Source organism: Mesorhizobium sp. RCC_202, assembly GCF_041355295.1.
Taxonomy (GTDB): Bacteria; Pseudomonadota; Alphaproteobacteria; order Rhizobiales; family Rhizobiaceae; genus Mesorhizobium.
Genome location: NZ_JBFUPO010000002.1, coordinates 185,290 through 206,277 on the forward strand (window position 1 = coordinate 185,290; position 20,988 = coordinate 206,277).

A 20,988-nucleotide genomic window follows, 5' to 3' on the forward strand; every position below is an offset into this window, starting at 1 on the left:
GCCTGGGCTGTCACCCGAACATCTTCTCGCCCTGCTCGTCGACCAGCTGGATACCCTTCTTGATCGAGATGTCGACGGCGTCGTCGAGGCCGGCGAAACGGTCGGCGCGGATGAAGCGATGTTCCTTCATGACGCCATCCACTTCCTTCGAGACGATGCCGCAGGTCTGGTACTGGCCCTCAGCCTTGTAAGGCGTGGCGCTGATCAGAAAACCCTTGTGCTCGACCTGCTTTTCCGGCTTGGCGCTGCCGGTCTCCGTTGCCTCGCCACCGCCGCCAAAAAGTCGTTTCAGAAAAGACATCGCTCAAAAACTCCATTCCATGCGAACGCCTAAGTCGCGTCCTGCTTACACAGGTTTGGTCCTAGCATGCGCGAATGCGCCGCCGCGTTCCAGTCCCCTGACGAAAACGCCGACCAGAAGCTCGATCTGCTGCCAGATTTCGTCGGCCTGGCGGCTGTCCGACTTGGCGACATAGCCGCTGGTGACGATGCCGTGCACGCTTGACCACAAAGCGCGGGCGGCGAGCGCGCGACGATCGTCGTCGAGCTCGAAGTTCCCAGCCTTGAGCACGCCGGCGACGATGTCGAACAGCTCGTCGAGCCGTGCCTGGTAGGAATCGGGACCTGGCAGCGTGGCGCGGCGACGGTTGAAGGCCAGCAACGCCGGCCAACTGCCGGGATGCGCTTCGACGAACCGCACATAGGCGCCGGCCATTGCCAGGATGCGATGTTCGGCATCGCTCACCCCTTGCCTTTCGAGATCGGCCATCGCCGTAAGACCGGCGACGCCCAGCCGGTCGAGGAGCCGCATGTTGACGGCGCGGTGCACCTCGTCGAGATCGGCAAACAGATTGTAGACGGATCCGACCGAGATGCCGGCCTGCTCGGCGATGGTGCGCGCCTTCAGATTGTCCATGCCGCCCTCATTGAGGAGCGTCTCGGCAATGACGAGCACCTTCTCGCTCATTTCTTCCTTGTTCAGTGCCATGCCCATTCCTGTCCTTGGCACCGCAAGCCGACATTACCCAGCTCCGGTACTAACCATGTGCTTGCGTTACCATGTCCGACGCCTCGTGAACAGCGTTCAAAATAACTCTTGAACAATGTTCATTTCCTGTTATGTTGACGTCGTGAACATTGTTCACAAAACAGGGAGAGACACCATGCTTAGCCTGATCAAGACATTGCTGGACGGCGCCAGTGCCCGGGCCGAGGACAACCTGAAGGACCGCTTTGCCATCGACCTGCTGGCGCAGCGCATCCGCGACGCGGAGGCAAGCCTCGCCGCCGCCAAGCAGACGCTCGCCTCGCTGATCGTGCGCCAGCGTGCCGAGCAATCAAGCCTCGACCAGCTTGAACGCCGCATCGCCGATCTGGAGACCCGCACGCTGAGCGCGCTTTCGGCCAACAACCAGGCGCTTGCCGAAGGCGGCGCGACGGCAATCGCCGAGCTCGAGAACGAACGGGAGGTGCGCCGCGTCACGGTGAAGAGCCTCGGTGAAAAGACGCTGCGGATGCGCCTGTCCGTCGAGCAGGCGCACCGCCGGATCGTCGATCTCAACCAGGGCATGATCTCGGCCAGAGCCATCGATGCCGAACGCAAGGCGCAGTCACGCCTCAACCGTTCGATCGGCCGCACCGCAAGCATCAATGAGGCGGAAGAGCTGCTCGCCCGCATCAAGGCGAGCTCCGATCCGTTCGAGGAGGCCGGCATCCTCGACGAGATCGACGGCGAACTGCGTCAGGAAGCGATCCGCGACCGGCTTGCCGAAGCAGGTCACGGCCCGGCGGTGAAAGTGCGCGCCAAGGACGTGCTCGAGCGCCTCAAGACCATCAACTGACAATCAGCTTTCCCAAACCTGAATTCCATCAAATCCAACGCCATCAAACCAACGGAGAACGCCAATGAACGCCAATCAGACCTACATCATGTTCAACACCGCCTCGGTCGGCGCCGCCTATTTCATGCTCGGCCTGTCGCTGTGGCTGGCGCCGATCGACCTGGCGACCAAGGGTTATTGGGCCATGGGCATCCTGCTCTTGACCGGCAGCCTGGTGAACCTGGTCAAGTACCGCACCGACGAACGCCTGTCGGCCGAGATGACCGCCAAGATCGAAAAGGCGCGCAACGAGAAGCTGATCAGCGAGTATGTCGGCAAGGAATGATGCCATCCGCACCAGCGCCAACAAAAAAAGCCCGGCGCATGTGAACTTGCCCCCGAAGGTTGTGTCCAACTTTCGGGAGTCAGTTCATCGAGCGGGCTTTTTGCGTATCACGAAGTGCCGCCCAGCTCAGCGGTGGGACAGCGCCTCCAGCGCTTCGGCGGCGGCTTCGAGAATGGCGATCGCCTCGGCCTGTTTTTCAGCCGGGGCATCGACGATGTCGCCCAGCGCCGCACGCAAGCGGTGGCGGATGGCGCGGAATTCGTCACGCGTTTCCGAACGCTCGCCGCGGCCGCCGCGACCACCACGCCGATCCTCGCCATCGTCGTTCCAGCCGAACCAGTCGCGCGCCTTGGCCATCTTGCGGCCGAAGCGCTCGAGGTGGTCGAGCACGCCGTCGATCATCTCGCGATTGTCGGCAAGATGCGCCTGCCCTGCCTCGGTGATCGAAAACACCTTCTTGTTGCCTTCGCTCGACGAGACGGCATAGCCGGCCTCTTCCAGGAAGGTCAGCGTCGGGTAGACCACGCCCGGGCTCGGGCTGTAGATGCCGCTGGTGCGCTCCTCAAGCGCCTTGATAATGTCATAGCCGTGGCGCGGCGCCTCGGCCAGCAGCGACAGCGTGATCAGCTTGAGATCGCCGTCGGCCAGCATGCGGCCGGCGCGAAAGATGTCGCCAGGGCCACCGCGTCCACCGCCCCTGCCGCCATGGCCGAACGGACCGAAACCGCCGCCGCGGCCGCCGAATTTGCCAGCCATATGCATGAACATGCGCTCGCCGAAATGACCGCGCCCGAAATGATTGTCTTTGTGCATTGATTGCTCCTTGAGTTCTATCTTACGATATATCTTAAGTAGGCGCACTCCTCCGTGGAGTCAAGATATATCTTACGATGTATCGGAGGCATTGCCAAGGGCGGCCCATACGGCCTGCCTGGGAACGTCAAGGTCCGCCTACCAGTGCCCCTTGCGCCGGTTCCAGGCGTAGAGAAGATCGGCAAAGCGGTCATAGGCAAAGCGCGTGAAGGGCAGCGTGGCGGGATTGCCGAACAGCGCCGCGAGCCAGCCTTCCCCTGGTGTCTGGCGCCAGACTGCGATCGCCACATCGGCACCGACCAGCAGCCTGCCCTCGGCATCGGTGGCATGCAGGCGCCGGCGGATATCCTCGAGCGAGGCGCCGAAGGCCGAAAGCGCTTCAGGTTCGAAATTGACGTCGCGGAATTCGACCCAGCCCGCCTTGACCGCCTCGACCAGCCTCCGCTTCTGGTGGTTGATGCCGGCATCGCACACCGGACAGCGGGTGTTGTACCAGACGGTCAGCAAAGGCTTCGGCATGGCGCCACTATCGGGAATGCGGCGCGGCTTCGCAACTGCCGCGCCGATCCCTTCAGTTGCCTCACCCGAGCGAACTGATGATCTCGCGGTAAGCGAATTCCGGAAACGCCTTCATCGTCCGCGTCTTGACACTGCCGCCCGACGACAACAGCAGCGCGAAGCGGGCAAGCACCGCATCGTCCGGGGCTTCGACAATGGCGACCATGTCGCATTCGCCCATGGTCAGATAGAACGACTTGAACGATCCGCCCATTTCCCCCAGCAGCTTCTTGGCGGCATCGAGCCGTTTCGGCGACTCGCGCACATTCTTGGCACCCAGCTCGGTCCAGTTGATAAGCACGATGTAGGTTGTCATGGCACACCTCCCTCCGGGGCCACGGTGCGGGCGTCTGGCCGTTGACGGCCGACGCCGGGCGGGCATCCGGCTTGTCGCCCACAAATGCATCCGACGCGGGAATTATCCTCCTGTCGAGCGGCCCCGGCAAGGCGGTGCTCGCGAATGAAAAAGGGCGCCCAAGGCGCCCTTTCGATTTGCTTGTCTTTTCCGGATCAGCTGTCGAGGAAGCTGCGCAGCTTGCGGCTTCTGCTCGGATGCTTGAGCTTGCGCAGCGCCTTGGCTTCGATCTGGCGGATACGCTCACGCGTCACCGAGAACTGCTGGCCGACTTCTTCCAGCGTGTGGTCGGTGTTCATGCCGATGCCGAAGCGCATGCGCAGCACGCGTTCCTCGCGCGGCGTCAGCGAGGCCAGCACGCGCGTGGTGGTCTCGCGCAGATTGGCCTGGATCGCGGCGTCGATCGGCAGGATCGCCATCTTGTCCTCGATGAAATCACCCAGATGCGAATCCTCCTCGTCGCCAACCGGCGTTTCGAGCGAGATCGGCTCCTTGGCGATCTTCAACACCTTGCGCACCTTTTCCAGCGGCATTGCGAGCTTTTCGGCCAGTTCCTCCGGCGTCGGCTCGCGGCCGATCTCGTGCAGCATCTGGCGCGAGGTGCGCACGATCTTGTTGATCGTCTCGATCATGTGCACCGGAATGCGGATGGTGCGCGCCTGGTCGGCGATCGAACGCGTGATCGCCTGCCGGATCCACCATGTCGCGTAGGTCGAGAACTTGTAACCGCGGCGGTATTCGAATTTATCGACCGCCTTCATCAGGCCGATATTGCCTTCCTGGATCAGGTCGAGGAACTGCAAGCCACGGTTGGTGTATTTCTTGGCGATCGAGATGACCAGGCGCAGATTCGCCTCGACCATTTCCTTCTTGGCGATCGCGGCCTCGCGCTCGCCCTTCTGCACCTGGTTGACGATCTTGCGGAATTCCAGGATCGAGATCGCCGTCTCGGTGGCGAGGTTCTGGATCTCGGCGCGCAGCTCCTTGATCGTGTCCTTCTCGTTCTTGGTGAATTCCTTCCAGCCGCGCGACGTCAGGTTGGCGATCGAGCGCATCCAGTTCGGATCGAGCTCCGAGCCCTGGTATTCCTTGAGGAACTCCTCGCGGCGCACGCCATAGCTTTCGGCGAGCCGCAACAGCTTGCCTTCGTTCTGCACCAGGCGCTTGTTGATGTCGTAGAGCTGCTCGACCAGCGCCTCGATGCGCGCGGCATTGAGCGACAGCGACTTCACCGCCTTGATCAGCTGGTCCTTCAGCTCCTTCAGCCGGCGGTCCTGGCTGGGCGAAAGCGTGCCGGCCGCGGCCAGGCGGTTCTCGACCTGCTGGTCCTGCAGTTTCCTGAGCTTCTTGTAGGTGTCCGCAATGACGTCGAGCGTCTCCATCACCTGGGGGCGCAGTTCCGCTTCCATCGCCGCCAGCGACAGGCTGGCCTCGTCCTCGTCGTCTTCCTCTTCCTCGAGCCCGCGCATGTCTGCGCCGACATTGGTGATGTCGTCTTCCTCGTCGCGCTGGGCGGCGCGTCCGCGCGGCTTCTCTTCGGGCTTGGGCGCTTCCTCGATGCGCTCGACGACCGGCGCCTGCTTGGCCTCGGGGCCGGCATAGGTCGCTTCGAGGTCGATGATCTCGCGCAGCAGGATCTTGGATTCGTTGAGTTCGTCGCGCCAGATGATGATGGCCTGGAAGGTCAGCGGGCTTTCGCACAAGCCGGCAATCATCGTCTCGCGGCCGGCCTCGATGCGCTTGGCGATGGCGATTTCGCCCTCGCGCGACAGAAGCTCGACCGAGCCCATCTCGCGCAGATACATGCGCACCGGATCGTCGGTACGGTCGGTCGGCTCTTTCTTGGTGGTCGTGGCGGCGACGGCTGTGCCGGTCTGCTCGGCAAGCTCGTTGGCGTCTTCCTCGGCGTCGGCCGGCGTTTCAGCCTCAGCCTCTTCACCGACCTCGTCATCCTCGACGACGTTGATGCCCATGTCGGAGAGCATCGCATTGATGTCTTCGATGCGATCCGGGTCGGTCTCTTCCGAGGGAAGCACCGCGTTCAATTCGTCGAGCGTGACATAGCCGCGTTTCTTCGCGGCCTTGATCATCTTCTTGACAGCATCGTCGGAAAGGTCGAGCAGAGGCCCATCGGTGGTGCCTTCGCGTTCGGTCTCGACCTCTTCCTTTTCCTTTGTCGCCATTCTTTGTCGTCTCCAAGCGGCCGAATATCGAAGCCGCGTAAACTGCCGGACCGGTTATGCCGGATGCGCCCGCACCGGAACGCTTGTCACCGACCCGGCATCATCTCTTTTGTTTGATGCATCTCGTTGCCCCAAAACCGGTTTCCACTCTTGGGCGACATGCATTAAGTCCAGATTAACCCTGATATCTGGGGCAGGCTGTTTGCCTGTCCAGTCATCGCCTGTACCCCAAATCGCTCGATTTCCGCCGGCGCCGGGGCACGGTTAACGTTTCGAATCGTCCTGATTCCGCCAAACTGCCAGAAGGTCAAGCGCCTCTCGCATGATTCGCAGGAAAAAAGCGAATCAATTACCCGACTTAGAGGCGTCGATTCGACGCGCTGCACATTTCCACTTCACTTCCAATGGCAATATCGGCCTAAACGCGGCCAACCCTGCCCGAGGACACGCCGAACCCTTCGATCAGCGCTTCCGTTGCCTGCACATCTTTGAATTGCGCTTGAATCTCGACGAGATGCCGGAAGTTTTCATCCGAAGGGTCTGCATCGAGCGCCGCCTGCGCCTGTTTCAGCTCTCTATGTAAGGTGCGGGCGCTGCGCTGCAAGTGCAGCGCCTGGTTGAAGGCGTCGCGGGCGTCGTCAAGTGCTGCCGTTTCCAGCGCCGGCCATTGCCGCGCGCGCTTGATCAATTCCACCGCTCGTTCCCAGATGCCGCCGCAGCCGGCCCGCTCTATCGTCGCGATGACCGAGGCGCGCTCGTTGGCGGCGTCATGCGCCATGGCATCGAGGATGGCGGCATGCAGGCGTCCCAGATCCGAGTTGGCAAGATCGAGGAATTCGACATGGGCGAAATTCTCGTCGATCAGCGCCGGATGGTTGACCAGCGCCACGATGATCGTCGCTTCGCGCACCGACATCCCCTCGCCGCCGCGCTTGACCAGCGCGGACTGGCCGAGGCTTTCAGTGATCGTCATGCGACCGCCACCAGGCTTCGCGAATTGTCCACCGGGTGCGGGCTTGCCCTTGCCCCGCTCGCCTTGTCGGCCGCCATCCTGGCGGCCCTGCCCGGCGCCGCGCTGGGAACCGAAGAAGCTCAGCTCCCGCTCGCGCATTGCCTGCTGGTAGTGATAGCGCGTGCTTTCGTCGCGGATGCGACTGGTCAACTCGCGCAGCGTCTTTCCCAGTTCCGCCCGCCGCTCCGGCGTGTCGAAGACACCGCCCGCCGTCTCGCGCATCCACAACAGGTCGACCAGCGGCCGCGCATCGGCAAGCACGGCGCGGAACGCGTCCGGTCCTTCGGCCTTGACCAGATCGTCAGGGTCCTTGCCTTCCGGCAGCAGCGCAAAACGCGCCGAGCGCCCGGCCTGCACCGAGGGCAGTGCCAAATCCGCGGCTCGCCATGCAGCTTTCAGCCCGGCTTTGTCGCCGTCGAAGCACAGCATCGGCTCGGGCGCCATGCGCCAAAGCAATTCGAGCTGGTTTTCGGTAAGCGCGGTGCCGAGTGGCGCCACGGCATTCTCGAAGCCGGCCTGCGCCAGCGCGATCACGTCCATATAGCCTTCGACGGCAATCACGGTGCCGCCCTTGGCCAGCGCCTTGCGGGCGCGGGCGAAATTGTAGAGCACATTGCCCTTGTGAAAGAGCTCGGTGTCGGGCGAGTTCATGTATTTGGCCAGCGCATCGGGCGCCAGCGCGCGGCCGCCAAAGGCGATGATCTTGCCGCGTGAATCCGGGATCGGAAACATGATGCGGTCGCGGAACCAGTCGTAGGAGACCGGTACGTCATCGCCATGCCGCACCAGCCCGCAGGCCTCGATGTCGGCCTTCGGCACGCCCTTGGCAGCAAGATGTTCCTTGAGCGCGTTGCGGCTGTCGGGCGCGTAGCCGAGCCGGAACGACTGCTGCGTCGCCGGCGTCAATCCACGGTCGCGCAGATAGGCGCGGGCCTTGGCGCCCTCCGGCCCCTGCAGGCGATCCTGGAAGAAGGCGGTTGCCATCTCCATGACGTCGGTCAGGCTGGCGCGTTCCTTCTCGCGCCGTTCCTCCCGCTCGTCGCGCACCGGCATCGGCACGCTGGCCATGTCGGCGATTTTCTCGACCGCTTCGGGAAAGCTCAATCCCTCGAGCTCGGTCAGAAACTTGAAATGGTCGCCCGACACCGAGCAACCGAAGCAATGGTAGCGGCCCTTTTTGTCCTCGCAATGGAAGGACGGGCTCTTCTCGCCATGGAACGGGCAGCAGGCCCAATAGTCGCCGCGCGAGGCGTTGGTCTTCTTGCGGTCCCACGCGACGCGCTGACCTATGACCGAGGAAATCGGCACACGGTCGCGGATCTCGTCGAGAAAGGCGGGCGGAAAGCGCATCGGGAAAGCTCGTTTGGCCTCCATATAATCATGCCGTCCGGGCGCGACGACTCTGCAGTGCCAATAGTACCCGCTTTTCACAGACAAAAAGAAGGCGGCCGAGCGGCCGCCTTCTTTTGGATTGGATTGTCGCCGGATTACCGCGCGGCGATCGCGCCGAAGATGATGCCGGAGAGAATGCCGACCAGCACATAATCGTTGCCGACGCGGATCCACTCCTGGCCGGGGCCGGGACGGCGCAGGCCGTGCCGGTTCCAGTCGCGGACCGACTGATGGCGCTTCCAGTCGGAATAGCGCTGGCCATTGCGCCAGTTGTGGCGCCCGTGGTCGCGGCCATTGTCGCGCTTGACGATGACCTTCTTCTGGATGACGCGCTTCTTCACGTCGCGGTGGGTGCCTGACTTCCGCCAGTCGACCTGGGTGTAGTCCGACTGCGGCGCGCTCGGCTGGGCAAGCGGCGCGGCCTGGCTCGAAAAGGCCGACGCGGCCAGCATCGAGGCGGTGACAGCGGAAAGTATGAGACGTTTCATGGTCGGTATTCCTTGTTGTCGATGGCCAGAGGAATAGCCGCCAGGGGATGAACTGAAGCTGAACACCTGCATTACAATTCTGTAATGGTTTCCGCTACTTGCGCAGACTCTTTTGAATACGCCTTCAAGTCACGCCCGACCATGGCCGGCATGAGAGATCACGGCGCGGGTATCGCCCTCGTGGCGCACGCAACCAATGTGTCTTGCATTCATTTCCGACATGCGCCGTCGAGCGCAGACGATCATGACATCAGAAAAATCTATTATCCGGCTAATGTTAATTGGTATATTTCGGTGCATTGAGATGACTGAGATTCGCACCCCCCTTCTTGCCGCCAAGGCCGCCTTGCGAGGCCGATCGTGAGCGGCTCCGTCGTCCTGCTGCACCTTGCCGGCGCGGTGGCGCTGATGCTGTTTGCCACCCGCATGGTGAAAACCGGCGTCGAGCGCGCCTACGGCGACGTGCTGCGCCACAAGCTGCGCGCCACCATGCGCAACCCGATCATGGCCGTGCTCGCCGGCACTGGCCTGGCCATCGCCTTGCAGAGCTCCACCGCGGTCACCTTGCTGGTCGGATCGTTCGCCGGTTCCGGCATCGTCTCGGGCGCCGCCGGCCAATTGGCCGTGCGCGGCGCCGAGATCGGCTCGGCGCTGGTGGTCAAGCTCTTGACTTTCGACCTCACGCTGCTGGTGCCGCTATGCCTGATCACCGGCACGGTAATGTTCATGGCCACCGAGCGCCGCGACTGGCGCCAGACCGGCCGCATCCTGGTCGGTATCGGCCTTTTGATCCTGTCGCTGGAAATGATCGGTCAGGCTTCCGAGCCGCTGCGCAACAGCCAACTCATGCCCGTGATCATCAATTATTTCTCCAGCGATTCCATCACCGCTTACCTGCTGGCGGCGCTGATCACCTGGCTGTTCCAGTCGAGCATCGCCGCGGTCCTTTTAATGGCAACGCTCGCCGGCCGCGGCCTGATCAGCCCGGAACTCGGCGTGGTCCTCATCCTCGGCGTCAATCTGGGTTCCTCGATCATCGCGCCGATGCTGACCCGCTCGGCGGGACCCGCCGTGCGCGTGGTGCCGATCGGCAATCTCTTGATGCGCGGGCTGGGCTCGCTGGTCATGTTGATCCTGTTCATGATCGTGCGGCCGCATGTCGGCTTCCTCGGCGCGACGGCCGCCGATCAGATCGTCAACGCCCATATCCTGTTCAACGTCATCATCCTGCTCGCCGGCCTGCCGCTGGCCGGTTTCGTCTACCGGGCTTCGGAAAAGATCGTGGCGCTGGGCACCAAGACGGAGCCGGCGGCCGCACTCGACGTCGTGGAACTGTCGGCGCTGAACGAAAGCGCGCTCGATGTACCTAGCCAGGCGCTGGCCAACGCAACCCGAGAGGTTGTGCGGGTATGCGAGACGGTCGAGATCATGCTGAAGCGCATCATCGAGCTCTACGAGGACGCCGATAGCGCCAAGATCAAAGCGCTGGCTGCCCTCGACGACCGCGTCGACCGCAAGCATGCGGCCATCAAGCTCTATCTGGCCAAGGTCACCAAGAACCCGCTGACCGAGGACGAAGCGCTGCGCTGCCAGGAACTGATCGGTGCCTGCGTCAAGCTCGAACAGGTCGGCGACATCATCGTGCGCAACATGCTGGTGCATGTGAAGAAGAAGTTCGACCGGGGGCTGGAGTTTACCGACGAGGGCTGGAGCGAATTGTGTGCCTTCCACAGCTCCGTGCTCGCCAATGCGCGGCTTGCCTTCAATGTCCTCGTCTCGCGCGACCCGGAAACCGCTCGCCAGTTGGTGCTGGAAAAGGATCGGCTGCGCGATCGCGAGAAGGAAACCAGCGCCAGTCATTTCGTGCGCCTTCGCGATGGCACTGCCAAAAGCGTCGAAACCAGTTCGATCCACCTCGACACCATCCGCGACCTGAAGCAAATCAATTCGCTGCTGGCATCGATGGCCTATCCCGTCCTGGAAGAGCGCGGCCTGCTTGGCGGCTCGCGGCTGAAGGCAAGCTAGACGTCGACCAGGGCGCGCCATCGGGGGGTCACCCCAAATTAGCCTTTGCCCATCCTCGCTTCCGTCGGCTAAGGATCGCGCAAAGGCCTATTGGGAGGACGATCGGTCGATGGATACCCATTCGCGCAGCTTCGCCAAGGCACTTTCCTGGCGCGCCACCGGCACGATCGACACCATGATCATCTCGCTGGTGGTGACCGGCAGCATCAAGCTGGCGGCCACCATCGGCGCGACCGAGGTCGTTACCAAATCGCTGCTCTACTATCTGCATGAGCGCGCCTGGCTGAAGATCCCTTACGGGCGCAAGACGGCCACGTAAGGCACCGCTCAAGAAAAGCTAAAGCGGCGTCGACAATTTCTGCATTGCCGTTCGCGGCCAGGCGTGGTTTGACGCGGCCATTCCTCTCAGGCCTGTTTGAATCATGCTGCCGCTGATTGCCCTGTTCCTTGCCGCTTTCGCCTTCGGTACCACCGAATTCGTCATCGCCGGCGTGCTGCCCGAAGTAGCGCAAGGCCTTGGCGTGTCGGTGCCGACCGCCGGCTATCTCGTCTCCGGTTATGCCTGCGGCATCGCCATCGGCGGGCCGCTTCTGGCGCTCGCCACCAGCAAGGTCTCGCGAAAGACCTTGCTGCTCTGCCTCGCCGTTGCTTTCACCCTTGGACAGGCGGCCTGTGCGCTGGCGCCCGACTTCACCTCGATGCTTCTGCTGCGCATCGCAATCGCCGTGGCGCACGGCACTTATTTCGGCGTCGCCATGGTAGTTGCCGTCAGCCTGGTGCGCGAGGACCAGCGCGGCCGGGCTGTCGCTGTCATCCTGTCGGGCCTCACCGTCTCCAACATTATCGGCGTGCCAGCCGGCACCGCGATCGGCGCCTTTTGGGGCTGGCGCGCGACCTTCTGGGTGATGGGCGGGCTGGGCATCGTCGCCATCATCGCCATGCTTGTGCTGCTGCCGCGCACCGCCGGCGCCACCAGCCGGCCGGCCGGGCTGGCGCGCGAGGTGCGCGTGCTGGGACGCCAGCAGGTCTGGACGTCGCTCATCCTCATGCTGATGCTGATGATCGGCCAGTTCGGACTCTTTACCTACATCACGCCGACATTGCTGGAAGTCACCGGCCTCGACGAAAGCCTGATCCCCTGGGTGCTGCTGCTAAATGGCGTCGGCGCCACGATCGGCGTCTTCGTCGGCGGCAAGCTCTCCGACTGGAAGCTGATGCCGTCCTTGATCGCCATGCTCGCCCTGCAGGCGGCGATGCTGGCCGCCATCTATGCCGTCGCCCCCTACCCGGTGCCGATGGTCGGAGCAATCGTCATCTGGGGCGGTCTCAACTTCGCCATCGGCGCGCCGATCCAGACCCGCATCCTCACCTGGACGGCGGACGCCTCGAACCTCGCCTCGTCGTTGATCCCGTCTGGCTTCAATGTCGGCATTGCCTTTGCCGCCTCACTGGGGGCGGCGATGCTGAACGCCGGTCTCGGCTACCGCAGCCTGCCGCTGGCAGGCGTGATCGCCATGCTGGTGGCGGTCGCGGTGGCCGTGGCCTCGCAGTCCTGGGAATGGCGCAGCCGCTCCATGCCGCCCCTGCCGGCGGCCGCGGAGTAAGCTAAAGCTCGATCCGGAACCTCAGGCTCTCCGCGCCGCCATAGGCGGCGTCCTCAAAGAAACGTTCGACCAGCCTGCCGCCATTGGCCGTTATCACCTTCTGCGACGCCGGGTTGCCGGGCTTGGCGGTGACCTCGACATAGTCGAGGCCGACCGCCCTTGCCTCCTCCAGCATCAGCCGCAACGCCTCGGTTGCATAGCCGCGGCCCCGCTTCCACGGCACCACGGAATAGCCGATATGGCCGAGCACATGCGATGGCAGCGCCGACGTGCCTGTCTGCCAGCGAAAGCCGATCGAGCCGGCGGCCTCACCATCCCAGATCCAGCGCCTGAAGCCAGGCAGGCGCGCAACTGTGGTGCCGTCGGGCAAGGCGATGGGCGGCCCTTTCGCCTGCGGATCGTCAAGGCTGGCGAGGAAGGCGACCGGGTCTTCCTCGATCGCCGCAAGCTGCTCACGCGTCGCTTCGAGCAGCCGCACATTGTCGGGCGACCAGCCGCTTTCCAGCGCGGCTTTGTAGGACGGCAGATGCTGGAGCGCGGGCTTGACGATCTCGATCATGGTTTTCCCTTGGCGAGACCAGCGGACATAGCCTCCAAGCAGGCTGCTCTCAAGCTGCCTGAAAGCGGATTTCGCCCTCGTTCAGGAAACACGTCTTGTCGAACAGCGACAAATCGAGCGGATTCGGCAGCCGGATATCGCTGACATCCGGGAACGGCTTTTTCGAGGGATCGTATGATCTGTCGATCTGCGAGATGAACACCAGCACCAGTCCGTTTTCGCGCGCGAATGCCTTGAGCGCTTGAACCTGGACCATCAACTCGGGAGTCTCGCGCTTCTGGTCGAGCAATTGCAGATAGTCGATAACCGCCAGCGTTCCGCGCGGCGCCAACCGTAACCCATCGATGATATAGGCCGCGCTGATGGCGTCGGAAGTGTCGAACACGAACCGGCCGTCGAAATCGGCAGGCTCGATGCCGATGTCATGGAAGCGCTGCAGGATGTCGGCATGCGTGTATTCGAGCGTGAAGAACGCCGCGCGATTGCCTGCCTTCATGGCGGCCACGGCAAGTTCGAGGCTCATCAGTGTCTTGCCCTGACCCGGCCGCGCCCCGATCAGCACCATGTCGCCGGGCACCAGCCGCGCGAAAAGCCTAGTCGCCGGCGCCGTCTCGGCGGCTTTGGCCGCAAGCAGGCTCCAGCTGGAGAAACCCTCCTCGGCGGCAATGCGGTCAAGCGCCAGGTGAAGGGGAATTTCTTCCTTGCGCGACAGCAGCCTGGCTTGGCGCTTCAAACGGTAGATTGGGGCGGAAAGCCGCATCGAAAACCTCCTGGTGCGAGCAGTCTTCGCAAACCCTCCTTATGCATGGCGCTCGAACAGTCGGTTGCGTGATCACCTGCCCCGCATGCACAATGCTTTCCCGGTGGAGGGAGGAGGCGTGGGCGCGCCGGAATCAGATGATAACCCAATCGGCGCTTTGGGAGTATCCCGCAGATTGCGGGTGGCGGCTGTGAAGGCGCTTGCTGGCGCAATCCCCTCTCCAGCAGACGTTGCTAAACTAGAAGTGTTTCGCCGATGGATGCGAGGCCTCCTATGATCTATGGGTGATTCACAACGCTTCGACAGGAGGGGCAACCGGTGCGGTTGAAATCTGTTCCGCTGGGCGCGGCCATCTTTTGTCTTATCGCCGCTCTGGCGGTCCTGACGGTTTCCGTCAGTTCGTTCGCGGCGTTACGGCCATCGAGCATGCCGGACTGGCTGCAGCGCCATGTCGGCGACGGCGAAGGCCAGATTTCGCAAGTCGTGCTGGAGCGGGCGCGCGCGCTCTACCAGAAGAAGGTGAGCGAAGGTTCGGTCAAGAATCCCTGCTATTTCGCCATGGACGCAACGCGTCCCGGCGACCTCGGCGGCAGCGTGCTTGGCCAGCGTTACTACATAGTGTGCGAGGCCAAGCAGGTCTTCCGCGCGGTCTCCTCGGGCCATGGCGGCGGCCGCAACCTGAAAGGCGCTGCCGATTTCTCCAATGGCAGGCGCTGCGCCAAGAACTTCGGCAATGCGATGGATTCCGAGCTGACCGCCGGCGGCGCCTATATGACTGCCGAGTTAAAGACCTCGTTCAAGGGCTATTATCACGTCGGCGCCCAGGACGCGGTGTTCATGCGCACCTTCATCCAGTTCGACGGCGAAGGCGAAGCGGCGAACGCCAGGCAGCGCGTGATCGGCGGCCATCCAGCGGCAATTCTGAAGAGCGTGTGCATGCGCAAGAGCCCGCAAAGCTCTTACGCCGACCATGACGGCTTTGTCCCGTTCGGCAAGCTGGTGGATTATGCCGGCGGTCGCAGCAATGGCTGCACCAGTTGGTCGCCCGCCGATGCCGAGCAGATCATTCCGATGGTCAAGAACAATCCGACCACGCTCTACATCTACCCGGAATCGCGCGATATCGCCGCTGTCGCGCATGCGAAGGCCTCCGGCCAGTCGATGTCGGGCGCGGGTCTCTACTGGAACGCATCTTGTCTAAGCGAGATCGGCGCCCCGAAATTCTGGCCGAAAAAGACGCTGGAGCCGATCATCGCGCAGTACAAGAAGGACCATCCGGCACCGCCGCCGCAGCCGACGCCGATCTGCAAATAGCCGCGAGGTTGGAGCATTTCACCGTTTCATCGAAACGGTGAAATGCTCTAACTCTTTGTTTTTACGAAATTCCAGACGGAAAACCGCTCACACTTTTCCTGAAATTGCTCTGGCTACTGCAGCAGTCCCTTGATGATGGCGCTTGCCTTGGCGAAGTCCATCTGTCCGGCATATTTCTGCTTGAGCACGCCGATCACCTTGCCCATGTCTTTTTGGCTGGCGGCACCGGTCGCCGCGATGGCTTCTCGCGCAGCAGTGGTGATTGCGGCATCGTCGAGCTGCTTCGGCAGAAATTCGAGAATGACCTCCATCTCGGCGCGCTCCTTGGCCGCCAGTTCCGGCCGCTTGCCGTCCTCGAAGGCCTTCGCCGATTCCTCGCGCTGCTTCACCATCTTGGAAAGGATCTGCAGTACTTCGTCATCGCCGGCCGGCGGTTTGCCGGCGCCGCGATTGACGATGTCGCGGTCATGGATAGCGGCCTGGATCAGCCGCAGCGTCGGCAGGCGCTCTTTGTCCTGCGCCTTCATCGCGCTCTTCATGGATTCGGCGATTTTCTCGCGCATCATGCTTCTCCTTCGAAATGCGGCGGACAATAGCTTCGCCCGCCGCGTGACGCAAACTCCGACAAAGCGCTGATTTTGCTGGACGAAAGCAAATCAGCTGTGGCTTGAGGCACCGCATTGACCGCCTCGGCGCCTTCCCCTATGTACTCGGTCCTGCATAAGACAATGGAGTCATGTCGCCCAAAAGTGCATAGCGGTTTTGGGAAAAGGACATGACCAACTAGAATCAACGCGTGGGACGCTGAAAAATCCAGGTCGCGCGCCTTGCCGCGCAAACGGTCCTGCGGACCGCTTGTAGCGCCTGACAGGAGTGCCGCCATGGCCATGACCACCGCCCCCTGGGCCACCGAAAAGCCGACCGCCCTTCTGGTGCTCGCCGACGGCACGGTGATCGAAGGCCGCGGCCTCGGCGCCACGGGATCGGCGGTGGCCGAAGTGTGCTTCAACACGGCGCTTACCGGTTACGAGGAAATTCTCACCGACCCTTCCTATGCCGGCCAGATCGTCACCTTCACCTTCCCGCATATCGGCAATGTCGGCACCAATGACGAGGACATCGAGGATCTCAATCCCGCCGCCCGCGCCGGCGCCGTCGGCGCCATCTTCAAGGCCAATGTCACCGAGCCCTCGAATTACCGCGCCGCCGGTCACCTCGACCAATGGCTGAAGCGGCGCGGCATCGTCGCGCTGTCCGGCATCGACACACGCGCCTTGACCGTGCTGATCCGCGAAAAGGGCATGCCGAACGCGGTCATCGCGCACGCACCGGACGGCATCTTCGACATCGAGGACCTGAAGCGTCAGGCGGCAGCCTGGTCGGGCCTGATCGGCCTCGATCTCGCCAAGGAGGTTACCTCCGGCCAGTCGTCTGTCTGGCGCGAGACGCCTTGGGTCTGGAATGAAGGCTATGGCGAGCAGGACGCGCCGTCGATGCATGTCGTGGCCATCGACTATGGCGTGAAACGCAACATCCTGCGTCTCCTGGCCGGCCTCGGCGCCAAGGTCACCATCGTTCCGGCCAAGACCGGCGCGGAAGAGATCCTGGCCATGCAGCCGGACGGCATCTTCCTCTCCAACGGCCCCGGCGACCCGGAAGCCACCGGCGACTATGCCGTGCCGGTGATCCAGGACATTCTGAAGACCGACATTCCGGTCTTCGGCATCTGCCTCGGCCACCAGATGCTGGCGCTGGCGCTCGGCGGCAAGACCGCAAAGATGCATCAGGGCCATCACGGCGCCAATCATCCGGTGAAGGACCACACCACCGGCAAGGTCGAGATCGTGTCGATGAACCATGGCTTTGCGGTCGACGCCGACTCATTGCCCGCAGGCGTCGAGGAGACCCATGTCTCGCTCTTCGACGGCTCGAACTGCGGCATCGCGCTGACCGGGCGTCCGGTGTTCTCGGTCCAGCATCATCCGGAGGCCTCGCCCGGCCCGCAGGATTCGCATTACCTCTTCCGCCGCTTCGTCAACCTGATCCGCGAAAAGCGCGGCGAGGAAGCGCTGGCCGAGCGGGTTTGAGCCCTTTTCGAGGTCTTTGATGCGTGCAGTTGAAGAAGCTCAGGAAGACGCCGCGGATGTGGCGATCTACGAGGAACGGAAGGCCGCGCTTGGGACAGAGAAGGCTCTCCCAGCCGACGTAACCATTGATATCCTGCGCGGCTCCAGCAGGCTCAAGGCTCTGCGTAATTGGCGCAATCTCACTCAAGCCGAGATGGCCAGCGCAGTCGGTGTCAGCCAAGGTTTCCTGTCGGACCTGGAATCCAATCGCCGCAAACCCTCGGAGCAGACCAGCACAATGCTGGCGAAAGCAATGGATGTTCCATCCGAATGGATCGAGTCTTAGGCCCTCAAGCCGCGTCGGTCGCCGCTTCCTCCGTGCGCATTTGCTCGACTTCCTTCGGCGCCGGCCTGGTCACCTTGGTGACGAAGACGATCAGCGCCAGCGTGAGGAAAATCGCGCCGAGGAGATAGGGCGCGCCGCCGAACACGACCGGCGCTGTCGGGCCGGTGAACCAGGAGAATATCCCCGTATAGAGCAGCGGCGTGATGATCGAGGTGATCGAGAAGATCGAGGTCATCGCGCCTTGCAGCTCGCCTTGCGCCGAGGGCGACACCTTGGCGGTGGCGAGGCTGCGCAGCGGCGGGTCCGCCAACGCCTCGAGGCAGCCGGCGACAATCACCGCATAAACCATCCAGCCTTGCGTCGCGAACGCATAGCCGAAGGCGCTGAGCGCGGTGAAGGTAAGGCCGATCACCGCCGTCTTCCATTCGCCGAGCGCGGGGATGACCTTGGGCAGCACCGTTCCCATGATGATCGCCCCGCACAGGCCGAAGGCGCCGAGCGAGAAGCCGATCTGCTGCTCGCTCCAGCCATAGCGGTAGCTGGACACGAAGGACCAGACCGCCGGATACATCATGTGGCCGAGCGTCATCAGGAAGAAGACGAGCCCGATCCAGCCGATGCCCTGGTAGTTGCGCATCTGCATGAGTGTGCCGACGGGGTTCGCCCGCTTCCATTCGAACCGGCGGCGATGCTGCTGGTCCAGCGTCTCGGGCAGGAAGACCATCGCGATCAGGAAATTGACGAAAGCGAGCCCGGCGGCAAAGTAAAAGGGCACGCGCGGCCCGAATGTGCCCAAAAGTCCGCCCAGCACCGGGCCGATGACGAAGCCGACGCCGAAGGCGATGCCGAGCAGGCCGAAATTCTTGGCCCGGTTCTCGTCATTCGAGATGTCGGCGATGAAGGCGGACGTCGTCGAATAGCTGGCGCCCGAAATACCGGCCAGCACACGGCCGATGAACAGCATCGGATAGGACCAGGCGACCGCGCAGATCAAATTGTCGATCGAGAAGGTCAGCACCGAGGCAAGCAGGATCGGCCGGCGCCCGAAACGGTCACTCAGGCCGCCCATGATCGGCGCGAAGAAGAATTGCATGGCCGCATAAACGAAGAACAGCCAGCCGCCCTCGATCGCTGCCTGGCTGACGCCGACGCCGCTGAGTTCCCTGAGATAGGCCGGCAGCACCGGCATGATGATGCCGAAGCCCGTGATGTCCAGCAGCAGCGTGGTGAAAACGAGCGCAAGGCCCCGCCTGGCGGTTTTTGGGTCGATCATGATGATAAGCTCCTCGGGCCGCCCGCGGGCAAGGCGGGACCGACCTTATAGGCGAGGTCATCTGCAGGAACAATACGCGAACGAAGACAACAGTCTGATCCTGACACCACTTGCCAGGATCAGTCGTCGCCGATCACCATTGCGCAGGAAACCGGAAGTGCCGCCTCAGAGCGGGCCGGTCATCGTGTTGCAATCGGTCAGCTTGCCGCTCTTGAAGCCGCGCGCCAGCCAGGTTTGCCGTTGCTGCGATGTGCCATGGTTGAAGCTTTCCGGCACGACGTAGCCCTGCATCTTCTTCTGCAGCGTGTCGTCGCCGATCTGCTTGGCGGCATTGAGCGCGCTCTCGATGTCGCCCTGCTCCAGGATGCCTTTTTGCTGGGTGAAATGCGCCCATACACCAGCGAAGCAATCGGCCTGAAGCTCGATGCGCACCGACAACTGATTGGCGTCGGCCTCACTCAAGCCCTGCCGCATCTGGTTGAACTTGCCCATGATGCCGGTGAGGTTCTGTACGTGATGGCCGACCTCATGGGCAACCACATAGGCGCGCGCGAACTCGCCCGAAGCGCCGAACTGCTGGTCGAGTTGCTGGAAGAAAGTCATGTCGAGATAGACCTTGTGGTCGCCGGGGCAATAGAACGGCCCGGCTGCTGCTGACGCGAAGCCGCAGGCCGAGCGAACCTGGCCGCTGAACAGCACCAGCTTGGGGTCCTCGTAGGTCAAGCCTTGAGATTTGAAAATGCCGGTCCAGGTGTCCTCGGTATCGGCAAGCACGGTGGCGACGAACTGCTTCATCTCGTCATTGGCGGCCGCGCCGGTGCTGTCTTGCGAGCCGCTGTTGTCGGTGATCTGGCCGCCGCTGCCCGGCAACAGGCCGCCGTCGCCACCGCCCAGGATCGCAGAGGGATCAAAGCCGAAATACCATCCGGCGAGCACGACCAGGATAACCAGGATGATGCTGCCGCCGCCACCGGTACGGCCGCCGATGGGAAGTTGGAACTGGCCGCCGCCGCCCAATCCGCCGCCACCGCCGCTGTCGCTGCGGTCATCCTCGATGTTGTCGCTCTGACGACGGCCTCTCCAAAGCATGGCAACTCCTCGCATTGCGGATGGGACCAGCCGGAGACCGCCCCTCCCAAACAATTATCGCAACGGGTAGCCCGAGTCACAGAATTTTTCGCGCTTGATGACGTGCTGGCAGCTGTGACTTGGTGGTCTCCTCCTTGATGACGAGCACCACCACGACACAGCAGATAGCCTTTGCCTACAAGCGCTGATTTCTAGAACGGCTCTCAGAGTTTCTGCTTGGCGCCGGCACTCTTGCCGTCCGAACTCTTCGAACGCTCCTCGAAACGCGCCGCGCCCTTCTTGAGGGGTCGGCCGGTCTCGGCCTCGGTCTTGCGCTCGTCCTTGGTGGCCGCCTGTTGCAATCCCCTGGCTGCCTGCTTGCCCTTCGCGGTCGGTGCCTGTTCGACGCCCATTGCTTCCTCCTTGGCGCGATCATCGCGCGATGTCGGAGGCAACGTGCAGAAGGTGTGGCGGTTCCTCCCACGCGTCGATCGGGTTTCTCGGACGGATGCCGATCAGCGGGAAGTCATCGCCCGGCGGAACGCTTCCAGCGTCTCGGCGCTGACATGGTGCTCGATGCCTTCGGCGTCGATGCGCGCCGTCTCGGCGCTGACGCCAAGCGAACGCAGGAATGCTTCCACGGTCTGATGGCGAATGCGGCTTTCCTCGGCGACCTTGCGGCCAGCCTCGGTCAGGAACACGCCACGATAGGGCTTTCTCGAAACCAGCCCATCGCCGCACAGCCGAGTCAGCATCTTGGCCACGGTCGGTTGCGCCACGCCGAGCCTTGCCGCGATGTCGACCTGACGCGCTTCATTGCCGTCCTCGATGAGGTCGGCGATCAGTTCGACATAGTCCTCGACCAGCGCGCTGCGGCGCGCCTGGCGCTGGTGCCGGAATCCTTCCGAATGGACATCGGCATCGGGCAGCGGCTCACGCGGGACTGGTCTGTTCTTCAGCGCCAATACGCGCTCCTCCTGGGAGTTCAGCCGTTGCTGCTTTTATA

Annotated in this window: 23 protein-coding genes; 8 read left to right on the forward strand and 15 right to left on the reverse strand. The window is 62.9% G+C overall.

Annotated elements, in window-relative coordinates; genetic code table 11:
- Positions 1-10 precede the first annotated feature (10 nt).
- On the reverse strand, positions 11-301 hold the full coding sequence (locus AB6802_RS05105) for an HlyU family transcriptional regulator (RefSeq protein ID WP_371008934.1): 291 nt from the start codon (positions 299-301) through the stop codon (positions 11-13).
- Positions 302-346: 45 nt separating this feature from the next.
- Positions 347-988, reverse strand: coding sequence for a TetR/AcrR family transcriptional regulator (locus AB6802_RS05110; RefSeq protein WP_371008935.1), 642 nt, complete (start codon positions 986-988; stop codon positions 347-349).
- A 175-nt stretch (positions 989-1,163) separates the two neighbouring features.
- Between AB6802_RS05110 and AB6802_RS05115 the strand changes: the two genes are divergently transcribed.
- Positions 1,164-1,841: a PspA/IM30 family protein gene (locus tag AB6802_RS05115; protein ID WP_371008936.1), complete on the forward strand. Its 678-nt coding sequence runs from the start codon at positions 1,164-1,166 to the stop codon at positions 1,839-1,841.
- Positions 1,842-1,905: 64 nt separating this feature from the next.
- Positions 1,906-2,166: a YiaA/YiaB family inner membrane protein gene (locus tag AB6802_RS05120; protein ID WP_371008937.1), complete on the forward strand. Its 261-nt coding sequence runs from the start codon at positions 1,906-1,908 to the stop codon at positions 2,164-2,166.
- A gap of 126 nt (positions 2,167-2,292) precedes the next feature.
- Here AB6802_RS05120 and AB6802_RS05125 read toward each other — a convergent pair whose 3' ends face one another.
- The 6 genes from AB6802_RS05125 to AB6802_RS05150 all read right to left on the reverse strand — a co-directional run bounded on the left by AB6802_RS05125 (position 2,293) and on the right by AB6802_RS05150 (position 8,967).
- On the reverse strand, positions 2,293-2,979 hold the full coding sequence (locus AB6802_RS05125; RefSeq protein ID WP_371008938.1) for a PadR family transcriptional regulator: 687 nt from the start codon (positions 2,977-2,979) through the stop codon (positions 2,293-2,295).
- Positions 2,980-3,117: 138 nt separating this feature from the next.
- On the reverse strand, positions 3,118-3,498 hold the full coding sequence (locus AB6802_RS05130) for a DUF393 domain-containing protein (protein ID WP_371008939.1): 381 nt from the start codon (positions 3,496-3,498) through the stop codon (positions 3,118-3,120).
- 61 nt (positions 3,499-3,559) lie between these two features.
- The gene (locus tag AB6802_RS05135) at positions 3,560-3,853 is read right to left on the reverse strand and encodes a GYD domain-containing protein (protein ID WP_371008940.1); all 294 of its coding nucleotides are present in this window, start codon (positions 3,851-3,853) and stop codon (positions 3,560-3,562) included.
- A 194-nt stretch (positions 3,854-4,047) separates the two neighbouring features.
- Positions 4,048-6,075, reverse strand: a complete 2,028-nt coding sequence (gene rpoD / locus AB6802_RS05140) for an RNA polymerase sigma factor RpoD (RefSeq protein WP_371008941.1) — start codon at positions 6,073-6,075, stop codon at positions 4,048-4,050.
- Between the two features lie 418 nt (positions 6,076-6,493).
- Complete coding sequence (gene dnaG / locus AB6802_RS05145; RefSeq protein WP_371008942.1) at positions 6,494-8,437, reverse strand: DNA primase; 1,944 nt, start codon at positions 8,435-8,437, stop codon at positions 6,494-6,496.
- Between the two features lie 137 nt (positions 8,438-8,574).
- Positions 8,575-8,967: an RcnB family protein gene (locus AB6802_RS05150; protein WP_371008943.1), complete on the reverse strand. Its 393-nt coding sequence runs from the start codon at positions 8,965-8,967 to the stop codon at positions 8,575-8,577.
- 360 nt (positions 8,968-9,327) lie between these two features.
- Between AB6802_RS05150 and AB6802_RS05155 the strand changes: the two genes are divergently transcribed.
- The 3 genes from AB6802_RS05155 to AB6802_RS05165 all read left to right on the forward strand — a co-directional run bounded on the left by AB6802_RS05155 (position 9,328) and on the right by AB6802_RS05165 (position 12,596).
- Positions 9,328-10,992, forward strand: a complete 1,665-nt coding sequence (locus AB6802_RS05155; protein WP_371008944.1) for a Na/Pi cotransporter family protein — start codon at positions 9,328-9,330, stop codon at positions 10,990-10,992.
- 109 nt (positions 10,993-11,101) lie between these two features.
- Positions 11,102-11,311, forward strand: coding sequence for a DUF2061 domain-containing protein (locus AB6802_RS05160; RefSeq protein WP_371008945.1), 210 nt, complete (start codon positions 11,102-11,104; stop codon positions 11,309-11,311).
- Between the two features lie 100 nt (positions 11,312-11,411).
- Entirely contained in the window at positions 11,412-12,596 is a 1,185-nt protein-coding gene (locus tag AB6802_RS05165; RefSeq protein WP_371009316.1) for an MFS transporter, read from the forward strand.
- A gap of 1 nt (position 12,597) precedes the next feature.
- Here AB6802_RS05165 and AB6802_RS05170 read toward each other — a convergent pair whose 3' ends face one another.
- Complete coding sequence (locus tag AB6802_RS05170; RefSeq protein ID WP_371008946.1) at positions 12,598-13,155, reverse strand: GNAT family N-acetyltransferase; 558 nt, start codon at positions 13,153-13,155, stop codon at positions 12,598-12,600.
- Between the two features lie 49 nt (positions 13,156-13,204).
- Positions 13,205-13,915 (reverse strand): DNA helicase, encoded by a 711-nt coding sequence (locus AB6802_RS05175; protein ID WP_371008947.1) that lies wholly within the window; start codon positions 13,913-13,915, stop codon positions 13,205-13,207.
- A 318-nt stretch (positions 13,916-14,233) separates the two neighbouring features.
- On the opposite strand from AB6802_RS05175, the gene AB6802_RS05180 reads away from it, so the two are divergent.
- Complete coding sequence (locus AB6802_RS05180; protein WP_371008948.1) at positions 14,234-15,229, forward strand: hypothetical protein; 996 nt, start codon at positions 14,234-14,236, stop codon at positions 15,227-15,229.
- Between the two features lie 113 nt (positions 15,230-15,342).
- Here AB6802_RS05180 and AB6802_RS05185 read toward each other — a convergent pair whose 3' ends face one another.
- The gene (locus AB6802_RS05185) at positions 15,343-15,795 is read right to left on the reverse strand and encodes a GatB/YqeY domain-containing protein (protein ID WP_371008949.1); all 453 of its coding nucleotides are present in this window, start codon (positions 15,793-15,795) and stop codon (positions 15,343-15,345) included.
- 315 nt (positions 15,796-16,110) lie between these two features.
- Between AB6802_RS05185 and carA the strand changes: the two genes are divergently transcribed.
- Positions 16,111-17,316: a glutamine-hydrolyzing carbamoyl-phosphate synthase small subunit gene (carA, locus tag AB6802_RS05190; protein ID WP_371008950.1), complete on the forward strand. Its 1,206-nt coding sequence runs from the start codon at positions 16,111-16,113 to the stop codon at positions 17,314-17,316.
- A 19-nt stretch (positions 17,317-17,335) separates the two neighbouring features.
- The gene (locus tag AB6802_RS05195) at positions 17,336-17,641 is read left to right on the forward strand and encodes a helix-turn-helix domain-containing protein (protein ID WP_371008951.1); all 306 of its coding nucleotides are present in this window, start codon (positions 17,336-17,338) and stop codon (positions 17,639-17,641) included.
- A 4-nt stretch (positions 17,642-17,645) separates the two neighbouring features.
- Here the strand turns inward: AB6802_RS05195 and AB6802_RS05200 are convergent, their stop codons facing one another.
- From AB6802_RS05200 to mntR, 4 genes are all read right to left on the reverse strand, one after another.
- Positions 17,646-18,914 (reverse strand): TCR/Tet family MFS transporter, encoded by a 1,269-nt coding sequence (locus AB6802_RS05200; protein WP_371008952.1) that lies wholly within the window; start codon positions 18,912-18,914, stop codon positions 17,646-17,648.
- A gap of 165 nt (positions 18,915-19,079) precedes the next feature.
- Positions 19,080-20,003 carry a neutral zinc metallopeptidase gene (locus AB6802_RS05205; RefSeq protein WP_371008953.1) on the reverse strand — a complete coding sequence of 308 codons (924 nt, stop codon included), beginning with the start codon at positions 20,001-20,003 and terminating at the stop codon, positions 19,080-19,082.
- A 203-nt stretch (positions 20,004-20,206) separates the two neighbouring features.
- Entirely contained in the window at positions 20,207-20,395 is a 189-nt protein-coding gene (locus AB6802_RS05210) for a hypothetical protein (protein ID WP_371008954.1), read from the reverse strand.
- A gap of 102 nt (positions 20,396-20,497) precedes the next feature.
- On the reverse strand, positions 20,498-20,947 hold the full coding sequence (gene mntR, locus AB6802_RS05215) for a manganese-binding transcriptional regulator MntR (RefSeq protein WP_371008955.1): 450 nt from the start codon (positions 20,945-20,947) through the stop codon (positions 20,498-20,500).
- Between the last annotated feature and the right edge of the window lie 41 nt (positions 20,948-20,988).